The following is a 17,621-nucleotide window of genomic DNA, read 5'->3' as shown; positions in this document are numbered from 1 at the left end:
CGCCGACCAAGCTGCCGAGAAAGCGCCCCCTTTGATCGCTAGAACGGTTTTACGTACTATCGATGCATGAACCGATTCCGCACCCCCTGGATCGTCATCGCTTTCATCGCCGCCTTGGCCCTCATCGTCATCGCGGTGGCCACTCCGAGACCCGCGACGCTTTCCGAACACACCGCCGGAGACCCAGCGCTCGCCACCCAACTGCGCGAGCTCACCCCCGACCGCGGACACCAGTCCGTCGCCGCCGTCGTGATCACCAGGGACGGCATGACCCATGCCGCGATCGGCGAGTCCGCCCCGAACACGGGCCGCCCGATCGGCCCCGGTGACACGATCGAGCTCGGCTCGATCACCAAGACCTTCAACGGGTTTCTGCTCGCCGACGCCGTGACCCGTGGCGAGGTGCGCCTCGACGATCCCGTCGGGCAACACCTCCGCGCCCTGTCCGGCACCCCGATCGGCGACGTCACCCTCGAGGAGTTGGCGACGCACCACGGCGGCGTACCCCCGCTGCCACCCAGCGTCCTCCTCCGTGGCCTGCCCACCAACCTCACGGGCGGAAATCCCTATGCGTCGGCCACCAGGGACAGCGTCCTCACCGAGGTCGCCGGGCTCGAGCCGATGAACACTCGAGGCAGCGAGGCCTATTCCAACCTGGGCGCGACCCTCCTCGGCTGGGCTCTGGCGGACGCCGCAGGCGCACCCGACTGGGAGACCCATGTCCACGCCCGGCTGCTGGAACCGCTCGGCGTCGAGCCGACCTTCGCTGCCACGCAGGCCGACGTGCCGAATGACACCGTCCCCGGCTTCACCGCCAATGGCTTCGGCGCCCCCCACTGGACCAGCCCGGCGTTCCGGCCGGCGGGCGCGGGGACGTATGTGGCGGTGGCGGAGGTAGGGGCGTACGCGCAGGCGATCCTCGACAACCGCGCGCCCGGACTTGAGGCGATGGATCCGCGCTTCGAGGGCGAGGGCTCCGTCGGCGTCGGTCTCGGCTGGTTCGTCGACCAGCCCGAGGGGGCGCCGCCCATCACCTGGCACAACGGCGGCACGGCCGGTTATCGGACGATGCTGGGGATCGACCGAGAGGCCGGCCGGGCCGTGTTCGTGGTCGGCAACACCGATCGCCCGGTCGACGCCATCGCCCCCGCGCTGCTCAGTCTGGAACAGCCGGGAAGTCCCGACCAGCCCGAAGCCGCGCAGCCCGGCCTCTCCTGGGTCGACCTGGTGGTGCCAGGGATCGCGCTCTTTCTGGTGGCGAGCGCCTTCGTGTCGGCCCTGCGTGGCCGCAGCCGCTCTGAGCTGATGGGCAGCGTCGCAGGCGCGGTCTTCGCGCTGGCGCTGGCCCGCTTGCTCGGCTCCTGGGTCGTGCTCGGGGGCTGGGTCTGGGCCGTTCTCGTGCTGGCGACGGCTGTGGCGGCGGGGTTGGGGGTACGCCGCTGGTCCGGTCTGCCGTGGCACCCGCGGCGCTTCCGTGTGTGGGGGTGGATCAACACCGGTCTGAGTGTGGCGCTCGCGGTCGCGGCGCTCGTCCTGGCGCGGCGGTGACGCAGGCGGCCGTCTCGCCGAGCACGGCCTTGTCGGTCCCGCCGCCCAGGCTCACCGCCCTGTCGGTCCCGCCGCCCAGGCTCACTGCCTTGTCTGTCCCGTCGCCCAGGCTCACCGCCTTGTCTGTCCCGTCGCCCAGGCTCACCGCCCTGTCGGTCCCGTCGCCTAGGCTCCTGGGCACGTTCCACACAAGGGGGTCCCCTGTCCGCCCAGCCACCGCTGTTGCACACCCGTCCACCGCGCCGCCGGCGGTGGTTGTGGGTGCTCGTCGTCCTGCTCGTGCTGGCAGTCGTGGCGGGCGGGCTGCTGTGGGGACCCCGCCTGCTCGGTTGGTCATCGTCGGATTCCGCGAGCACGCCGAGCCCAATCGCGGCTCCGACGTCAGCCGACGACCAGGCGCATCCCACCACCGCCCAGCAGGCACTGGCGCTGATCGAGGTGCGCGAACACACAGCGACACCCGGCTATGACCGTCGCTCCTTCGACTTCAACGGCTTCGACTTCGATCGCAACGGTTGCGACACCCGCAACGACATCCTGCGCCGCGACCTCGGTGATGCGGTCATCAAGCCCGGCTCGAACGGGTGCCGCGTCGAGGCGGGTGTGCTCGTTGACCGATATTCGGGCGAAGACCTCCACGTGACCCGGGACCACGTGGACATCGACCACGTCGTCTCCCTCGGCAACGCCTGGGTCTCCGGCGCCGTGGGCTGGCCGGTCGAGAAACGTCAGGAGTTCGCGAACGATCCGCTCAACCTCGTTGCGACCCAGAGCCGCTTCAACCGCACGAAAGCCGAGCACGACGTCACCGGCTGGCTGCCGCCGCATGTGCCCGCGCAGTGCCCCTATGTCGCCCGGCAACTCGCCGTCAAATGGCGCTACGACCTGGCTGTCTCTCCTGCCGAGCACGACGTGATGGCCGAGGTGCTCGCCGACTGCGCGGCCGTCCCGCTGCCGAACGGCACCGAAGCCCCGCTCGACCCGCACGTGGGTGAACCGGTCATGCCGCGTCCGGTGCCCCCGCCTGCGCCGCACCCGGGCCAGCGGCTGCCGTCCAGCGAGCCGGGACCGGGCGAAAGGGGTACGCCAACCGCGCCGCCCCCTACCCCCGGCGAGGACCCGGACGATTACCCGACGGCCACCGGGGTCTCCCCGGGCGCGTTCTGTTCACCGGAGGGAGCGCCCGGCCTCAGCCGCACCGGTGCCCCGATGAGGTGCACCCAGCTGGCCAGTGAAACCCGGCCGCGGTGGCGGGCCGCCTGAACGACTGCGCTCCCACCCCAGGACAATGGTCCGGGCGGGCTAACACCCCCTGACCCGCCGGCCGGCGGGCTCGAACATCTTCGCAATTCTGGCCTGCTCCGCCACGAGCTCACCGATGCTCGCGCGCACTCCCTGATAGGTCTGGACATCCCGCAGGTCGACAGGCACCGGCTCGTCCGAATCCATCGCATGGGGATCCAGCAACAGCAGCGCCTCTTTCAGCGACCCCGCCTTGCCGAGCCCGAGCACGCCCAGCGCGGCGGCCCCGAGCGCCGAACCGCCCGCACCGGAAATGACGTGGAGCGGGATGTTGAGCACCGCCGCGAGCACTTGACCCCATAACGCACTGCGGAACACTCCCCCGGTTGCCCGGATGCTCGACAGCGGACCGAACTCGTTGAGCGAATCCGCGATCGCCGACATCTGCAGCGCCACGCCTTCGATGGCGGCCCGCGCGAGATGCGGCCGGCCGTGGAACCGTCGGAGCCCGAGCAACGACCCGTGCAGGCTCGGATCCCACAGCGGCGCCCGCTCGGCGAGCAGCATCGGGATCATCACCAGTCCCTCGGCCCCGGCAGGCACCCGCTCGGCCAGGTTCGCGAGCTCCGCATCGTCCCGGAACCCGACAAGATCCAGGATCCAGCGCCCGATGATGCCGCCATTGCTGATCGCACCCCCGACGACCCAGGCGTCATCGGTCAGCGCATAACAGAACAGCCGGCCCTCCGCGTCGACGTCGGGTTCGTCCACGACTGTGCGGAGTGCGCCGGACGTCCCCAGCGACAAACCCCCCACGCCCGGATCGAGGGCCCCGGTCCCGAGGTTGCCGAGCGGGCCGTCACCGGCCCCGGCGATGACGGGCAGTCCGGTGGGCAGCCCGATGGCGCGTGCCGGCACCGGCCCCAGCGGCAGGACCGCGGTGGTCGGCACGATCGGCGGCAACTGCTCGAGGGTCACTCCCGCGAGGTCCAGGCTCGCCGGTCGCCAGGTTCTCGTCGACAGATCCAGCAGACCGGTGCCTGACGCGCAGGAGAGGTCGGTGGCGATCTGCCCGGTGAGGTTCCACAGCAACCAGCCCTTGAGGTCGAGCCACCACCGCACCTTCCGGCACAGCTCGGGCTCCTGCTCCGCGAACCACATCAGCTTCACCAGCGGCGACATGGGATGCACTGGCGTGCCGGACCGCCGGTGCAGGTTCCTCGCGGCACCGGACTCGATCAGGCTCCGGGCTTGGTCGGTCGCGCGCGAGTCCGCCCAGGTGATGAGCTCGGTGAGGGGGCGTTCGTCCGCGTCGAGGCCGATGAGCCCGTGCATCGCCGTCGAGCACGCGAGAGCGGCGACATTCTCCGAGCCGACCTCCGCGATGACCCGGCGCATCGCCCCCTGGGCAGCGCCGATGATGGTCTCCGGGTCCTGGATCTGCCGGTCGGGCAGCGGCTGTTGCAGCGCGTACTCATGCGCCGCCAACGCCACCGCTCCGCCGAGACCGCCCATGCGATAGGCCGTCGCCTTGGCCGCGGTGGTGCCGAGGTCGACGCCGAGGACGATGTCCCCGTCGCGGTGCACCAGCGGCACCGCCGTCATCACGCACCCGCCAATTCCGCCACCAGTGAATCGACCAGCGCGACCACGTCGGCATCCTCGCCGAGCTCGGGATCCAGCAGTTCAAGAACTCGGCGTACGCCCTCGGCGCCCTCCATCTGCACCACCGTCACGAACCGGCCGCCCGCTGCATCGGTGACCGGGGCCCCGGCCCCGCGCAGATGGCGGATCCACGCCGCCACCACGCGCGCCGCCCCGCGCCCGGACCGGCCGGCCGCCCGCTCCGCCTTCAAGGTCGGCAAGATCCGCACCGGGACCTTCTGCGACCCATCGGCCGCGATCTGGGCCAACAGGTGCCGGATGTTCGGATTCGCGAACCGCGCCACCAGCGCTGCGCGATAACTCGCCAGGTGGTCCGCCGGCAGCGTCAGGTGACGGACGGCCTCGTCCCACCATTCCTCGACCCATTCCCGCACGACCGGGTCACCGATCGCATCCGAGACGGCCTCGTGACCCCGCGCGGACGCCGCGTACGCCATCAACGAATGCGACCCGTTCAACAACCACAGCTTCCGCTGCTCGAACGGCTCCACCTCGTCGACGAACGTCACGCCCTGCCAGTCCGGCCGACCCGCCGGGAAGTCACCCGCGACCACCCACTCGACGAATGGCTCGGTGACCACCGGCGCCCGATCGTCGCGATCGGTCAGCGACGCGACCGCCGCAAGCTCTTCATCGGTCGCGCGCGGCGTGATCCGGTCGACCATCGACGTGACCCAGGCATGCGGTTCCACCGCCGCGACCGCGTCCGGTCCGAGCGCCTCGGCCAAGTCCCCCACGACCCGCTGCGCAACCAGCCCGTTGTCCGGCAGGTTGTCGCACGAGAACACCGCGACCGGCCCACCGCCGGCCTCGGCCCGCGCCAGGATCCCGGCGAGCAAGCGTGCCGGGGCGGTCCCGACGAGCGCTCGCCGATCCGTGCGCAGTGCCTCCAGGTCGGCGAGGACTCCCGGATCCGCGAGGTCGAGGCCGCCGTCCTCGCCGCGGCAATATCCGGCCTCGGTCACCGTGATCGTGATGACCGCCAGCTCCGGCGCGGCCCAATAGCCCAACCAGGCCTCGTGATCGGTCGCCTGATGCACGGCGCTGATCACCCCGATCACCTCGGCCTGGTCGCCGTCGGCGCCGCGGACCAGCAACGTGTACGCACCGCCCTGATCGTTCAGGTCGTCGACGAGCGCGGAATCCCGGCCCGCGAACTCCGCGTACCCCCACTCGTCCGCATCCGGCGCGTGCTCGGTGAACCAGGCTTGGTGGGCCCGGTGAAAGTTCCCCAGCCCGAGGTGCAGCATGCGCACGGGTGCGGCCGGGCGGGTGTCTGCGCGGCTGAGCCGGGCGGTCATCGGGACTCCTTGTCGGTGGGTCGATCGAGGCGGAAGACCTCGCGCGGGCTGACCGCGACGAGGTGGTGCAAGGTCTCCGCGGCCTCGTCGATCCCGAGCCGGTGCTCGGCGACCAGCTCCGACAGCGCGGCGGCGTCGAGACGGCGGGACATGTCGTGGCGCGCGGGAATCGAGCAGAACGCCCGGGTGTCGTCGATGAACCCGGACGAGCGGGTGAACCCGGCCATCTCGGTCGACTTGCGGAACCGCTTGATGGCGTCCGGGGAGTCGAGGAACCACCAAGGCACCCCGAGGTACACCGACGGATAGAACCCGGCCAGCGGCGCGAGTTCACGGCTGAACGTGGTCTCGTCCATCGTGAAAAGGACGACCTTGAAGTTGGGATGGGTGCCGTACGCCGACAGCATCGGCTGCAGCGCCCGCGTCGCCTCGACCGAGATCGGGATGTCCGCCCCGACATCGGCACCGAACCGGCGGAAGGTTTCCGCGTGATGATTCCGATAGACCGCCGGGTGGAGGGTCATCGTGAGCCCGTCGTCACAGGCCATCCGCGCCATCTCCGTGACCAGGGCCCGCCGCAGGACCGCGCACTCGTCCGGGCTCAGCTTGTCGTCACGAGCATCGGCATAGAGCCGCTCGGCCTCCGCCTTGGGGAGCACGATCGTGCCCAGATCGGCGTGGGAGTGGTCGGTGGAGACCGCGCCGCGCTCCTTGAAGTACGCGCGGCGGTTCTCGAGCGCGGCGAGGAAGCCGGCGTACGAATCCACATCGATGCCGGTGAGCTCACCGAGCTCGTCGACCAACTCGTTCCAGTCCGGCCGGGCGGGCTCCAGGAACCGGTCGGGCCGGAACGTGGGAACGACCGGTCGGGGGTAGTTCTCGGCGCGGAGCGCGCTGTGGTGTCGCAGGTCGTCCAGCGGGTCGTCCGTGGTGGCGAGCACCGCGATGTCGAACTGCTCCATGAGCGCGCGCGGGCGCGCGGCCGGGGAGTCGATCCAGGCCTGGATGGTGTCGTAGATCTGATCGGCGGTCTCCGCGGACGGACGGACCTTGACCCCGAAGATGTTCACGGCCTGAGCCTCGAACCAGAAGCGCATCGGCGTTCCCCGGAAAACCGGCCAGTTGGCGCAGAACAGCCGGAAGGCCTCCCGCGCCTCGGCCTCGGGCAGCGGAGTGTCGCGACCGCGCCCGAACGCGGCCAGATCGAGGCCGTTCGCATGCAACAGCCGCAGAACATAGTGATCCGGTGTCAGCAGCAGCGACGTCGGGTCGGTGAACGGGATGTCTTCCGCGATCCACTCCGGCGGCACGTGGCTGTGCGGGGAAATGATGGGAAGGTCGGCGACGGCCGCATACAGCTCACGGGCGATCGCCCGCGTCGACGGCTCGGCGGGGAACAGGCGGTCGGGGTGCAGCTCCAGTGGCGCGCTCATGGGCTCACCTTGCCCCTGTTTCGGATTTGGTGCCACCGGTTGCCGCAGGTTTCCGATCAGCCCGAGCCCTGAGGAGGCCCAACCCCTCGTCAGCGGACGCGATAAAGAATCTCCCCGGCGTTGGGGATCACCACCGTGCCGGGCTCCTGCGCCAAGGCCTCCAGATCGACCTCGGCCGGGTCGAGATAGCCCAGGTTGATCGACTCGCACACCTCGCGCGGAATCTGCGTCGCGAGCGTCACTCGCAGCCGCAGCCGCTCTTCGCCGGTGTCGGCGTCATAGGTGCCCTGGCCCCGCAGATGCGTCGAGTGCGCGAGAACGCCCCAGTGGATGTCGGAGAACCGCTCCCACTGCTTCACGAAATAGTCGCGGCAGTGATAGCCGATGTCATAGATCTCGTGATGGGTTTCGGACACCTCGGTCACGTGCGGGGCATAGATCACGACCTCGCCGCCGTCGGCCACGGCCGGCTCGAGTTTGTAGAACCCCTTGGCGGCTGTCCAGATGTCCTCATAGCGCGTGGGCATGCACGAGATCACCCGCTGGAACGGCTCGTCCACATAGTTCACGTGGGTCTCCGCCGCGATCTCGGCCGAGGCGGCCCAAGCGTCCTCGGCGGTCCCGAAAGCCGCCGCCTCGATCTCGCCCGAGCCCGACTGAACGACCAGGCACAACGCCAACCGGGTCGTCGGGATCAGCGCCGCGCCCTCGTTGATCATCGCCCGCACGGGGGTGATCCCGGTGGTGCCGATGATCGAATAGCTCGTGATCAGGGCCCCGACCCAGTGGGTCATGTCGATGAACTCCTGGGAGGCGACGCCCGGGATGAAGTACTTGTTCCCACCCGAGATCCCCACCACCTCGTGCGGGAACACCGGGCCGACGACGATCGCATAATCCGACTCGACGACGTGGCGGTTGATCACGATGGGCGCATCCTGTTCGAGGCGCCCCTCGGACAGCTCGGCGATGCGGGTCGCGGGAATCGTGCCGACGTGGACCAACATGTCCGGGTCGGCCCACTCGTGGTTCACGATCCGCATCCCCGGATAGGCCGCCTTGACCTGCGCCTCCGGGTCGAGCCCGTCGCCCGCACTGCCGGCGCCGACCATGCGGGCGATCTCGTCGGGCTCCATATAGGAATGCGTGCCGAGCGCGATCACCGCGGTCAGCTCCCCGACGCGGTCGATCAGGTGCCGGTGCATCGTGCGCAGCAGCAGCGGCAGCGGGCAGCTCCTCGTCCCGTCCGGGATGACCAGCACGACCTTCTTGCCGTCGAGCGGCACCTCACCGAGTTTCCGCGCGACGAGCGAGTCCAGTTCCTCCTCGCCGACCTGCTGATGGGGTCCGCCGATGGTCTCGCAGACGATGCCGCTCATCGCTCCTCCTTGAGATGACGCCGCAGTCCCTCCAGCGTAGACCCGGCGATGATTGAGCTGAACCGACGATCGCTGAGGGGCAGCTCCCCAACCGTTCGAGACGGCACGTCAGGGCCGCGGCAGCGGTCCCGTCGAGTCGCGGACAACCAAGCGCATCGGCACGGTGATCGGGCCGTCGTGCTGCCATCGCGCGCCCGCGGCGAGCGCGATGACGTTGCTCGCCGCGATGCCGCCGAGTTGCAGCATGGGCGCGCCGACCGTGGTCAGAGCCGGCGTCACGAGCCCGGCCGCCATCGTGTTGTCGAACCCGACGACGCTCAGGCGATCGGGCACGCGGATCCCCGCGGCGCCATAGGCGTGCATGAGCCCGATGGCCATGAGGTCGTTGAACGCGATCACCGCCGTGGCCCGGCTGTTCAGCACATCTTCCGACGCCGCCTGCCCCCCGGAGACCGTGGGCGCACGGGACGCGACCCGGACCACGGTCAGCTCCAGTTCCAGCGCGGCCTCGCGCATGGCACGCCAGCGGATCCCGTCGGTCCAGGAGTCCTCCGGGCCTGCGAGATAGGCAATGCAGGTGTGCCCGAAGGACGCCAGATGCTCGACGGCCCGGCGTACTCCCCTCCCGTTGTCCGGCACCACCCCCGCCAAACCGATGGCTGCGCGGTTGATCAGGACGAGCGGCACCTGCTTGGCCAGCATCCGCAACTGCTGGTCCGACACCCGGGGACTCGCCAGCACGACTCCGCCGAGCGAGGGCAGCAGCTGGGTCAGTTGTTCCTTTTCGAGCTCCGCCGATTCCTGCGTGTCGAGCAGGATCAGCGCATGGCCGCGCTCGGCGGCGGCGGCTTGGACGCCGCGGATGATGCCGGAGTACGCCGGATTCGTGATGTCCGACACCGCCAGCGCGATGAGGTGGCTGTCCCGCCGCAACGCCGGCATCGGCAGCTCCGCGTGATATCCGAGCCGCTCGGCCACCTCGCGCACGTGCTGCGCCATCCGTGCGCTCACCCGGCCCGGCCGCGAGAAGACTCGGCTGACCGTCGAGGCGCTCACCCCCGCCACCTCGGCGACGTCATAGATCGTCACCGAGCGAGGGATCGGCCCCGGTCGTGCAGGGGCGTCGTCGGTCACGCACCCATCCAACACCATTGCCGATGGAACTGTGGGCAACAGGTCACCGCCTGCTGATCGAGCCGGTGGGCCCGAGGGTCGCCGGCGACCGTGTTGCCACCGGCACGCGTGCCAGACTGGAAGACATGGATCTGGATCTGAGCGGGCCGGCTGCGGCACTGGCCGACCGGGTCCGCGCCCACCTGCCGGCGGCGGGCCGGCTGGGCGTCGCCTATTCGGGCGGGGTCGATTCCGCCACGCTGCTGGCTGTTGCCGTGCGTACGCTCGGGGCCGGGCGCGTGGTCGCGTTGCTGGGCGTCTCCCCGTCCCTCGCGGCGACCGAGCGGGCCGTGGCCCATCGAGTGGCGCAGGACATTGGCGTACGCGTGGTCGAGATCGCGACCCACGAGGGCGACAACCCGGCCTATGTGGCCAACGGACCGGACCGGTGCTTCCACTGCAAGGACGAGTTGTTCACACGGATCGACGGTTCCGTCGTGAGCGAGCTGGGTCTCGCTGCGGTGGCATACGGCGAGAACGCCGACGACGCCGTGCGGCCTGATCGGCCCGGCGCGCGGGCTGCCACTGAGCACCGGGTGTTGCGGCCGCTCGCGGACGCAGGGCTCGGCAAGGCGGAGGTGCGGGAGCTGGCCCGCGCTTTCGGGCTCGAGGTCGCGGACAAACCGGCAGCCCCGTGCCTGGCGTCGAGGATCCCGCACCGGTCCGAGGTGACCCCGGAGAAGCTCGCCCAGGTGGAGCGGGCCGAGGCCGCGGTGCGCGCGGCGGGCCTGAGCGACTGTCGCGTCCGGCACCACGGAGAGGTGGCCCGCGTCGAGGTGCCGGTCGACGAGCTGAGCCTGGTGATCGAACGTCGCGAGGAGATTCTGTCCGCCGTGCGGGCAGCGGGGTTCCGGTTCGTCGCGCTGGATCTCGCGGGGATCCAGTCGGGGGCGTTCACGCTGCCGCTCGTGCAGCTCGGGGAGCGTCGTGGCTGAGCCGACCGCTGAGTTCCACCTCGACTTCGAACGCCAGGCTCGCCGGGGCTATCCGGAAGCGGTGTTCTGTGACGGCAAGACCGTCGATCAGGTGCGGCTCATTGCCCGGGAGTGGGGCCTGCGGGGTGTTGAACAGCAGGCGTTGTTCACCCGGTGCTCGCCGGAGCAGGCGGCGGCGGTGGCAGGGGAACTGGACGGCGCGGCGTACGACCCGATTGCCCGGCTGGCCGCTTGGCCCGCGGAGGCACCGGAGCCGACCGGAGGGCTCGTCGTGGTGGTCGCGGCCGGAACATCGGACCTGCCCGTGGCGCGGGAGGCGGTGCTGACCGCCGAGCGGCTGGGACGGCGGTGCGAGCTGGTCGTCGACGTCGGCGTGGCGGGATTGCACCGGGTCCTCGGGCGGATGGAGTTGCTGCGGTCGGCCGCCTGCGTGGTTGTCGTCGCGGGGATGGACGGCGCGCTGCCCAGCGTGGTCGCCGGGCTGGTGGCGTGCCCGGTGGTCGCGTGTCCGACGTCGGTCGGGTACGGCGCGGCGTTCGAGGGGCTCGCGGCGTTGCTCGCGATGCTCAACGCGTGCGCGCCGGGGGTGGGTGTGGTGAACATCGACAATGGGTACGGCGCAGGGCACCTCGCCGCCCAGATCGCCGCCCATGGTCGAATGGATCATGGGCAACCGTCAGTTCCTGACCAGTTCCAGTGAGGCGATCGAGCTCGGGATCGCGGGGTACGCCGCCGCCCACCCCGGCGCGGTGCACCTTCATCCCGATCCCCGGTTCCTGATGCGCAGACACCCGAAGGAGGAAGGCAAGGTCGCCCTCCTGTCCGGTGGCGGCAGCGGCCACGAACCGCTCCACGGGGGCTTCGTCGGGCCGGGCCTGCTCGACGCGGCGGTGCCCGGTGAGGTGTTTTCGAGCCCCTCCTCGACCCAGGTCGTCGCGGCGACGCTGACTGTCGATCGGGGCGCGGGGGTGCTGCACATCGTGAAGAACTACACCGGCGATGTCATCAACTTCGGGCTCGCGGCCGAACAGTGCCGCGACGAGGGCGTCGAGGTGGCCACGGTGCTCGTCGACGACGACGTGCCGAGCGCCGAACGCGGCACGAAGCCGGGCCGCCGCGGCACCGTGGCGACGCTGGTGGTCGAAAAGATCTGCGGCGCCGCGGCAGAGGAGGGGATGGCCCTGGCCGACCTCAAGGTGCTCGGCGACCGCGTCGTGGATCATGCCCGCAGCGTGGGCGCAGCGGTGCAGGCGGGCAGCGCGTTCGGCGATGACAAGGACGCCTTCGAGCTTGCGGGCGACGAGATCGAGTTCGGCGTCGGCATCCACGGCGAGCGCGGCACCGACCAGCTCACCGATCTCGACCTGGAGGGCCTGGTCCACCGCATGGTCGACGAGATCGCGAATGATCTCGACGGCTTCCCCGAGTTGCCGCATCTGGTGATCGTCAACGGGCTGGGGGCGACGACGCCGTTGGAGCTCTACGCCGCGTACGGCCTGCTGGCCGAGCGACTCGAGCGCGAAGGCGTCGCGGTCCACGACGTCGTGGTCGGTGACCTGGTGACGTCGCTGGACATGCGCGGCCTGTCGGTGACGCTGGTGGCGCTGGACGAGGAGATGGCCCGCCTGTGGGACGCCCCGGCGCAGGCGCCCGGCTGGCCGACGACGGGGTGGCCGGCAGCGAGCCGGGGCCCGGAGGGCGCCGACACCGACCCGCCGCTGCCCGTCGTGGAGCCGGACCCGGAGGGCCACGATGCGTCGTTGGGCGACGATGCCCACGCGTTCCTGGCGGCCTGGGTCGACCGGTTCGCCACGGAGGGACAGGAGCGGGCCGAGGAGTTGGGCGAGTTGGATCGTGCAGCCGGTGACGGCGACTTCGGGACCAACCTGGCGACCGCGCTCTCCCGGGCAGCCGGTGCGGCTGATCGAGGCAATCCGTTGCTCGGCCTGTCGGATGCGTTCGCGAGCATCGGGGGCACCTCGGGTGCTTTGTTCGCGTTGTGGTTCCGGGCGCTCGGGCGGGCGTACGCGGAGCAGCCGGATGCCGACGGAATCGCCAAGGGCCTGCGGGACGGGGTCGACGCGGTGATGCGGCTCGGGAGCGCCGAACCCGGGCAGGCCACGATGGTGGACGCCATGGCGCCCGCAGCCGACGCGGCGCCCGGCGACGACCTGGGCGCGCACCTCCGATCAGCCGCCGACGCCGCTCAGGCGGGCGCGGACAGCACGGTGGGGATGATCGCGAGCCGGGGCCGCGCCAGCTATGTCGGCGAGCGCGGCCGGGACATCAGCGATCCGGGCGCGCTTGCCGTCGCTCTCTTCCTGCGGTGTGGCGCAGAGGCAGCCGGGTGACGATGCCCTCGGCACGCGATCTCCGCGCGCACCGCCCGGTTGCTGTCCGGTCCCTGGAATGTCCCCGCAGGACGGACGGCATTCCCTCAGGGGACTTCGCACCCCGTGGGGTGGTACATCTCAGGGAGCGGACCGCCGCAGGATCAGCGGCCCGGCAGATCAGTGGTGGAGCGTCCATTCAGTCAACCGGCCCAGCGCCCGCCACGGGTGATCCATGCGCCGAAAGCATGCACGGAGGGACTGACAGGAACGCCCTGGGCCGCAGCCCCCACCCCACAGTGCGGATGTCGGCCCTCTCGGCCGCCCAGTGTCAACGGGTCGACTCGGCTGCGATAACGATCGTCCCGCCCAACTTCTCCCTCAGTGGCTCGAGATGGGCCGGCCGAACGTTGATGATCCAGTTCGGCCCAGTCAGCAGGTGCACGCCGGCGCCGAGCGCCTTGAGGTTTTGCACGGACGTCGACACGTCCTGCTGGGTCAGGTAGACCGAGAACACGTCTTGGTCGCTGCATCGCCCGGACCCGGCCGCCAGCTTCACCACGTTCGTCTCGGCCCACTCGGGACAGTCGTACCCGGCGGCTACTGCCGCATCGCGCAGTTCAACCACCGACGAGTAAGTGCGCGGCTCCGGCGGCCCTGTCGGCGTGGGCGTGGGCGTGGCGAATGGTGACCCTCCACCCGAGCATGCCGTGAGCGCGAACGCCGCTGCGACTATGAGTGCCTTCTTCATTCCTCATCTCCCGATCGGTCTTTGTCGTACTGCTCGTCCCCGGGCCGCTGTTCGCTTGCGGCCTGGGGGCTCGTGGCAGTCTTCCAGCGCGATCACTGCCCCCGGCCCCGCGCCCGGATCGGTTCTCTTCTCCGCCGATGTCCCATCACCGGATCCTCCTTCGCGCACCCTGCGCTCGACCTCGTCGAGCAGTTCCCGGTCAAAGACGGACCGCCAGTCGAATACGGCTGGGATGTCGTCGCCGGGGAGCGCTCGCGCCGCATGGCCATCCCCCATCCGAGCCCTCGGTCCAGTTGCGACAGGATTCACGGCCGCACGTTGCCCGAGCCGGACAGGACCTTCGTCAAGGTCGTTGACGACGGACCTCCGTTGCTTGTGATGACCGGCTGGGTCAGGTGCGGATGCTCAGCGATCCGCGCCTTCACCGCCTGCGCCAGCCGGTCGTTCAACTCGGGCATATCTCCACCTTCGCAAGATCTTTGGCAAACCTTGCCCAAATCTGGCAAACGCCAAGCGCGTGATTCCCCCTGTCAGGGAACTACACATTGTGCAACGCTGCCTGGGCGCGACGGAGCACCTCGAGTTCACTGAGTCCGAGCGCGTTCGCGGCGGCGACCACATCGGCGTGCTCCGGCTGAGTCCCCACCACCCGGCCGCTGCGGATGCCCCGCTTCACGCGCACGGTCTCCCCCAGCACGTCCACCTCGACCCAGTCACGGTGCAGTGCATCCCGGTGGATCTCCCAGGACCGGATCCCCAGAGTGGTCGTGTGCTGATAGATCACCTCGCGGAGGCTTTCCGCGAGCTCCGGCCTGGCCAGCACCTCGAGCACGTGGCCGGGCCTGCCCTTGCGCATGACGACGGGCAGCAGCCAAGCGTCGTCGGCGCCGGCGGCGACGAGGCGGTCGAGCACGCCCGGCCAGAGCCTCGGGTCGAGATCGTCGACAGTGCAGGCAAGCATCGTGCGGGCACCATGCTCCGGGACCAGCGGGTCGACCGAGGACGACTGCCCGACGGGCGGACCAACGGCATCGGCCGGTTCGCCGATCACGACCCGGGTGATGTTGGCGTGCCGTGGCAGGTCTTTGGTGCCCGCGCCGGTACCCACCGCGCTGACCACCATCGGCGGCATCGGCCCCGGGTCCCCGATCCGCAGGAGTGCCATGCCCGTCGGGGTGGCGAGTTCGCCCGCGCCGTCGGGACCCGGCAGGACGGGCCAACCGCGAGCCAGATCGGAAACGGCCGGTCCGGGAACCGCCAGCTCGCCATGGGCCATGCGCACCATGCCGTTGCCCAGCGCCACCGGACTGCCGACCACCTGCTCCACGCCGAGCGCGACCAGCCCGGCGCACACGCCCACGATGTCAGCGATGGAGTCCCAGGCACCCACCTCGTGGAAGTGGACGTCCTCGACGGAGATGCCGTGGGCGCGCGACTCGACCTCGGCGATCCGGCGGAAGGTCGACCGCGCCCATTCGGAGGCAGTGGGCGGGAGTGGCGCAGCGCCCGCAGCGCCTTCGTCATCCCGCCCGCGCCCTCCGGCAGCATCCGCGATCAGCCGGTCGATCGTCGACCAGCCGCGGTGGTGCTGGTCCTCCGCCAACAGCTCGGCACGCACGTGGAGCGCTCGCATCCCGCCTCGGGTGACCTCGTCCGCCACCAGGCGCACGGTTCCCGGAATCACCGCATCGACGGCAGCCTGCAGCGTGGCGAGCTCGACCCCGGCATCCAGCAGCGCCCCCAACAGCATGTCGCCGGCCACGCCGTGCGTCGCATCGATCCAGGCGATCCGGCGGAGCGGCTCATTCGTCACAGGCCGAGCCTAACCACGCTCGTCACGGAGTGGCCGGCAGGCGCTCAGCGGTCGTACGCCACCGCGTGCCGCGGCTCATAGAGCAGCATGTCGTCGGCGCCCGGGACCTTGAGGTTCACCCCGACGCCGAAACCCATGTCGGCCGGTTCCCCCGCGAATTCGGCGCCGCGCTCACGAAGCTCGGCCATCGTCGCGTCAAGGTCGTCACACATGAGTGAGATCTGGTGATGACGCTCGGAGCGGTATTCCTGTCCACCATGCACCGACACCGTCGGGTGAACGCCGAGTTCGCTCGGGCCGGTCGAGAAGATCAGCCAGTCGGCGGCATCGGGCTCTCCGGAATCCCCGGAATCCGCCACGGACGGCCACCGCAGAACGTCCCTGAGGAACGCCCGCGTGGCCGTCGCGTCGTCGGAATAGATGAGGTTGTGGATCGCTGTGATCATGACCGGCACGCTATCGGCCCGGCCTCAGGAGGGGAGGTCGAACTCCTCGCGATCAGTGAGCCGGACGAGGTCGAGATAGCCGTGCTCGGTGTCCTCGGCAATGGTCTTCCGGACGAGCGGACACACCGGGCGCACCGACAGGCCGCGGCTGCGAACCTGCTCGAGAGCGCCGGCCACGAGCTTCTTCGCGAGTCCCCGACCGGAATAGGCCCCGTCGATCTCGGTGTGGGTGAGGCTGATCACCTCGGGCTCGAGCTCATAGTCGACGAAACCGGCCACGGCACCGTCGACCAAGATCTCGATGCGGGACTTCTGCTCGTTGTCCTGCACGTCGATGTTGTCCTGCACGTCAGTCATGCTTGTTCCTTTCGAGGACGAACCGGGTGGTGACTGGTGATCGACACCCGGTTGAACGAGTTGATCGCAACCGCGACCCAGCTCACCACCGCGAGCTGGTCGTCGTTGAAGACGGCGGCCGCCATCGCATAGGCCGCGTCCTGGGTCTCGGTGTCGGGCAGGTGGGTGATCGCCTCGGCCAGGCCGAGCGCCGCCCGTTCCTCCTCCGAGTACAGATCGACATGCCGCCAGGCAGGCAGCACGGCGATCCGCCGCTCGGTCTCGCCGGCCTCGATGGCCTTGCGATGATGAGTGTCCAGGCAGATGCCGCAGCCGTTGAGCTGGGACACCCGCAGGTTCACGAGCTCGACGAGTTTCCGGTCCAGGCCGACGGCATCGGCCGAGGCCGTGATCGCAGCGGCCCACGAGTTGTGGGCCCGCATGATCCGGGGCTGCTGCTGATCGATGAACAGCCGGCTCATCCGAACTGCACCCCGGCATGCATCTCCCACACCAGCACCTCGGCAGGCTCCGCAGCGGTCACGCGCTGGCCACCCGTGGCGGTGAAGCGGACAGCGTCCCCCTCGGCCAGCGCGCCTGCGCCCTCGAGGTCCACCGAGCCGCGCGCCACGAACAGGTGCAGGAAGGGCGCCTCCGGCAGCACGACCGACTCCCCCGGGGAGAGCCGAGCGGCGCGCAACGCCGCGTACTCGTTCTTGATCCGGATCGCCGCTTCATCCGCGTATTTCGGCATCCCTGTCGCCACCGTCGCGAACTGACCCGACAACTCGGCGGGCGCGATCTCCAGCTGCTCATATCCGGGCTTGATCCCGGGCTCGTCCGGGAACACCCACATCTGGATGAAGCGCACCGGGTCGGTGTGCTGCGTCGCATCGGGATCGATCCGCCACGAGTCGTTCTTCTCCGAGTGCAGGATCCCGGTGCCCGCGCTCATCCGCTGCGCGAGGCCCGGATAGATGACGCCTGAATGCCCCTCGCTGTCCTGGTGCACCAGCGACCCCTCGAGGACCCAGGTGACGATCTCCATGTCACGATGGGGGTGCGTGTCGAAGCCCGTGCCGGGCGCGACGATGTCGTCGTTGTTGACCAGCAGCAGCCCGTGATGGGTGTTCGCCGGGTCCTGGTGATAGCTGAAGCTGAAGGAGTGCTTCGAGTCCAGCCAGTCGATCTTGGTGTGGAAACGATCAGCGGCCCGACGGATGTCGATCCCGGATTCGATGGTGGCCATGAGCATCCTTTCGATGACGT

Annotated in this window: 17 protein-coding genes; 5 read left to right on the top strand and 12 right to left on the bottom strand. The window is 70.0% G+C overall.

All coding sequences use genetic code 11. The annotated features are described in order from the left end of the window. Positions 1-66 precede the first annotated feature (66 nt). Entirely contained in the window at positions 67-1,548 is a 1,482-nt protein-coding gene (locus ACQ260_RS16775; protein ID WP_432560615.1) for a serine hydrolase domain-containing protein, read from the top strand. A gap of 222 nt (positions 1,549-1,770) precedes the next feature. Next, the gene (locus tag ACQ260_RS16770) at positions 1,771-2,811 is read left to right on the top strand and encodes an HNH endonuclease family protein (RefSeq protein ID WP_432560614.1); all 1,041 of its coding nucleotides are present in this window, start codon (positions 1,771-1,773) and stop codon (positions 2,809-2,811) included. Positions 2,812-2,850: 39 nt separating this feature from the next. Here the strand turns inward: ACQ260_RS16770 and ACQ260_RS16765 are convergent, their stop codons facing one another. The 5 genes from ACQ260_RS16765 to ACQ260_RS16745 form a co-directional block, all read right to left on the bottom strand. Beyond that, positions 2,851-4,395, bottom strand: a complete 1,545-nt coding sequence (locus ACQ260_RS16765) for a gluconokinase (protein ID WP_432560613.1) — start codon at positions 4,393-4,395, stop codon at positions 2,851-2,853. Further along, positions 4,395-5,756, bottom strand: a complete 1,362-nt coding sequence (locus tag ACQ260_RS16760) for a mannitol dehydrogenase family protein (protein WP_432560612.1) — start codon at positions 5,754-5,756, stop codon at positions 4,395-4,397. Before ACQ260_RS16760 ends, ACQ260_RS16765 begins: the two co-directional genes overlap by 1 nt. Continuing rightward, a complete protein-coding gene (gene uxaC, locus ACQ260_RS16755; RefSeq protein ID WP_432560611.1) occupies positions 5,753-7,189 on the bottom strand; it encodes a glucuronate isomerase in 1,437 nt (478 codons plus the stop codon). The genes ACQ260_RS16760 and uxaC overlap by 4 nt, the downstream gene beginning before the upstream one ends. An 89-nt stretch (positions 7,190-7,278) precedes the next feature. Further along, positions 7,279-8,568, bottom strand: a complete 1,290-nt coding sequence (locus ACQ260_RS16750) for a lactate racemase domain-containing protein (protein WP_432560610.1) — start codon at positions 8,566-8,568, stop codon at positions 7,279-7,281. Positions 8,569-8,676: 108 nt separating this feature from the next. Further along, positions 8,677-9,702, bottom strand: a complete 1,026-nt coding sequence (locus tag ACQ260_RS16745; protein WP_432560609.1) for a LacI family DNA-binding transcriptional regulator — start codon at positions 9,700-9,702, stop codon at positions 8,677-8,679. Between the two features lie 125 nt (positions 9,703-9,827). On the opposite strand from ACQ260_RS16745, the gene larE reads away from it, so the two are divergent. The 3 genes from larE to ACQ260_RS16730 are packed head-to-tail and all read left to right on the top strand — an operon-like array spanning position 9,828 to position 13,027. Further along, positions 9,828-10,676: an ATP-dependent sacrificial sulfur transferase LarE gene (gene larE, locus ACQ260_RS16740; RefSeq protein WP_432560608.1), complete on the top strand. Its 849-nt coding sequence runs from the start codon at positions 9,828-9,830 to the stop codon at positions 10,674-10,676. Further along, positions 10,669-11,376 carry a nickel pincer cofactor biosynthesis protein LarB gene (larB, locus tag ACQ260_RS16735; protein ID WP_432560607.1) on the top strand — a complete coding sequence of 236 codons (708 nt, stop codon included), beginning with the start codon at positions 10,669-10,671 and terminating at the stop codon, positions 11,374-11,376. Before larE ends, larB begins: the two co-directional genes overlap by 8 nt. Beyond that, positions 11,327-13,027 carry a dihydroxyacetone kinase family protein gene (locus tag ACQ260_RS16730; protein WP_432560606.1) on the top strand — a complete coding sequence of 567 codons (1,701 nt, stop codon included), beginning with the start codon at positions 11,327-11,329 and terminating at the stop codon, positions 13,025-13,027. Before larB ends, ACQ260_RS16730 begins: the two co-directional genes overlap by 50 nt. Positions 13,028-13,337: 310 nt before the next feature. Here ACQ260_RS16730 and ACQ260_RS16725 read toward each other — a convergent pair whose 3' ends face one another. From ACQ260_RS16725 to ACQ260_RS16695, 7 genes are all read right to left on the bottom strand, one after another. Continuing rightward, entirely contained in the window at positions 13,338-13,634 is a 297-nt protein-coding gene (locus ACQ260_RS16725) for a hypothetical protein (protein ID WP_432560605.1), read from the bottom strand. Between the two features lie 428 nt (positions 13,635-14,062). Beyond that, entirely contained in the window at positions 14,063-14,215 is a 153-nt protein-coding gene (locus tag ACQ260_RS16720) for a hypothetical protein (protein ID WP_432560604.1), read from the bottom strand. An 80-nt stretch (positions 14,216-14,295) separates the two neighbouring features. After that, complete coding sequence (gene larC, locus ACQ260_RS16715; RefSeq protein ID WP_432560603.1) at positions 14,296-15,570, bottom strand: nickel pincer cofactor biosynthesis protein LarC; 1,275 nt, start codon at positions 15,568-15,570, stop codon at positions 14,296-14,298. Between the two features lie 44 nt (positions 15,571-15,614). Then, on the bottom strand, positions 15,615-16,016 hold the full coding sequence (locus ACQ260_RS16710) for a VOC family protein (protein WP_432560602.1): 402 nt from the start codon (positions 16,014-16,016) through the stop codon (positions 15,615-15,617). Positions 16,017-16,040: 24 nt separating this feature from the next. Beyond that, positions 16,041-16,373: a GNAT family N-acetyltransferase gene (locus ACQ260_RS16705; RefSeq protein ID WP_432560601.1), complete on the bottom strand. Its 333-nt coding sequence runs from the start codon at positions 16,371-16,373 to the stop codon at positions 16,041-16,043. Continuing rightward, on the bottom strand, positions 16,370-16,834 hold the full coding sequence (locus tag ACQ260_RS16700) for a carboxymuconolactone decarboxylase family protein (protein ID WP_432560600.1): 465 nt from the start codon (positions 16,832-16,834) through the stop codon (positions 16,370-16,372). Before ACQ260_RS16700 ends, ACQ260_RS16705 begins: the two co-directional genes overlap by 4 nt. Further along, positions 16,831-17,601 carry a pirin family protein gene (locus ACQ260_RS16695; protein WP_432560599.1) on the bottom strand — a complete coding sequence of 257 codons (771 nt, stop codon included), beginning with the start codon at positions 17,599-17,601 and terminating at the stop codon, positions 16,831-16,833. Before ACQ260_RS16695 ends, ACQ260_RS16700 begins: the two co-directional genes overlap by 4 nt. Positions 17,602-17,621 lie beyond the last annotated feature (20 nt).

This window comes from Ammonicoccus luteus (assembly GCF_050880385.1).
Classification (GTDB): domain Bacteria; phylum Actinomycetota; class Actinomycetes; order Propionibacteriales; family Propionibacteriaceae; genus Enemella.
The sequence above is the reverse complement of the archived record's forward strand: the minus strand, read 5'-3'. Positions and strand labels throughout refer to the sequence as shown.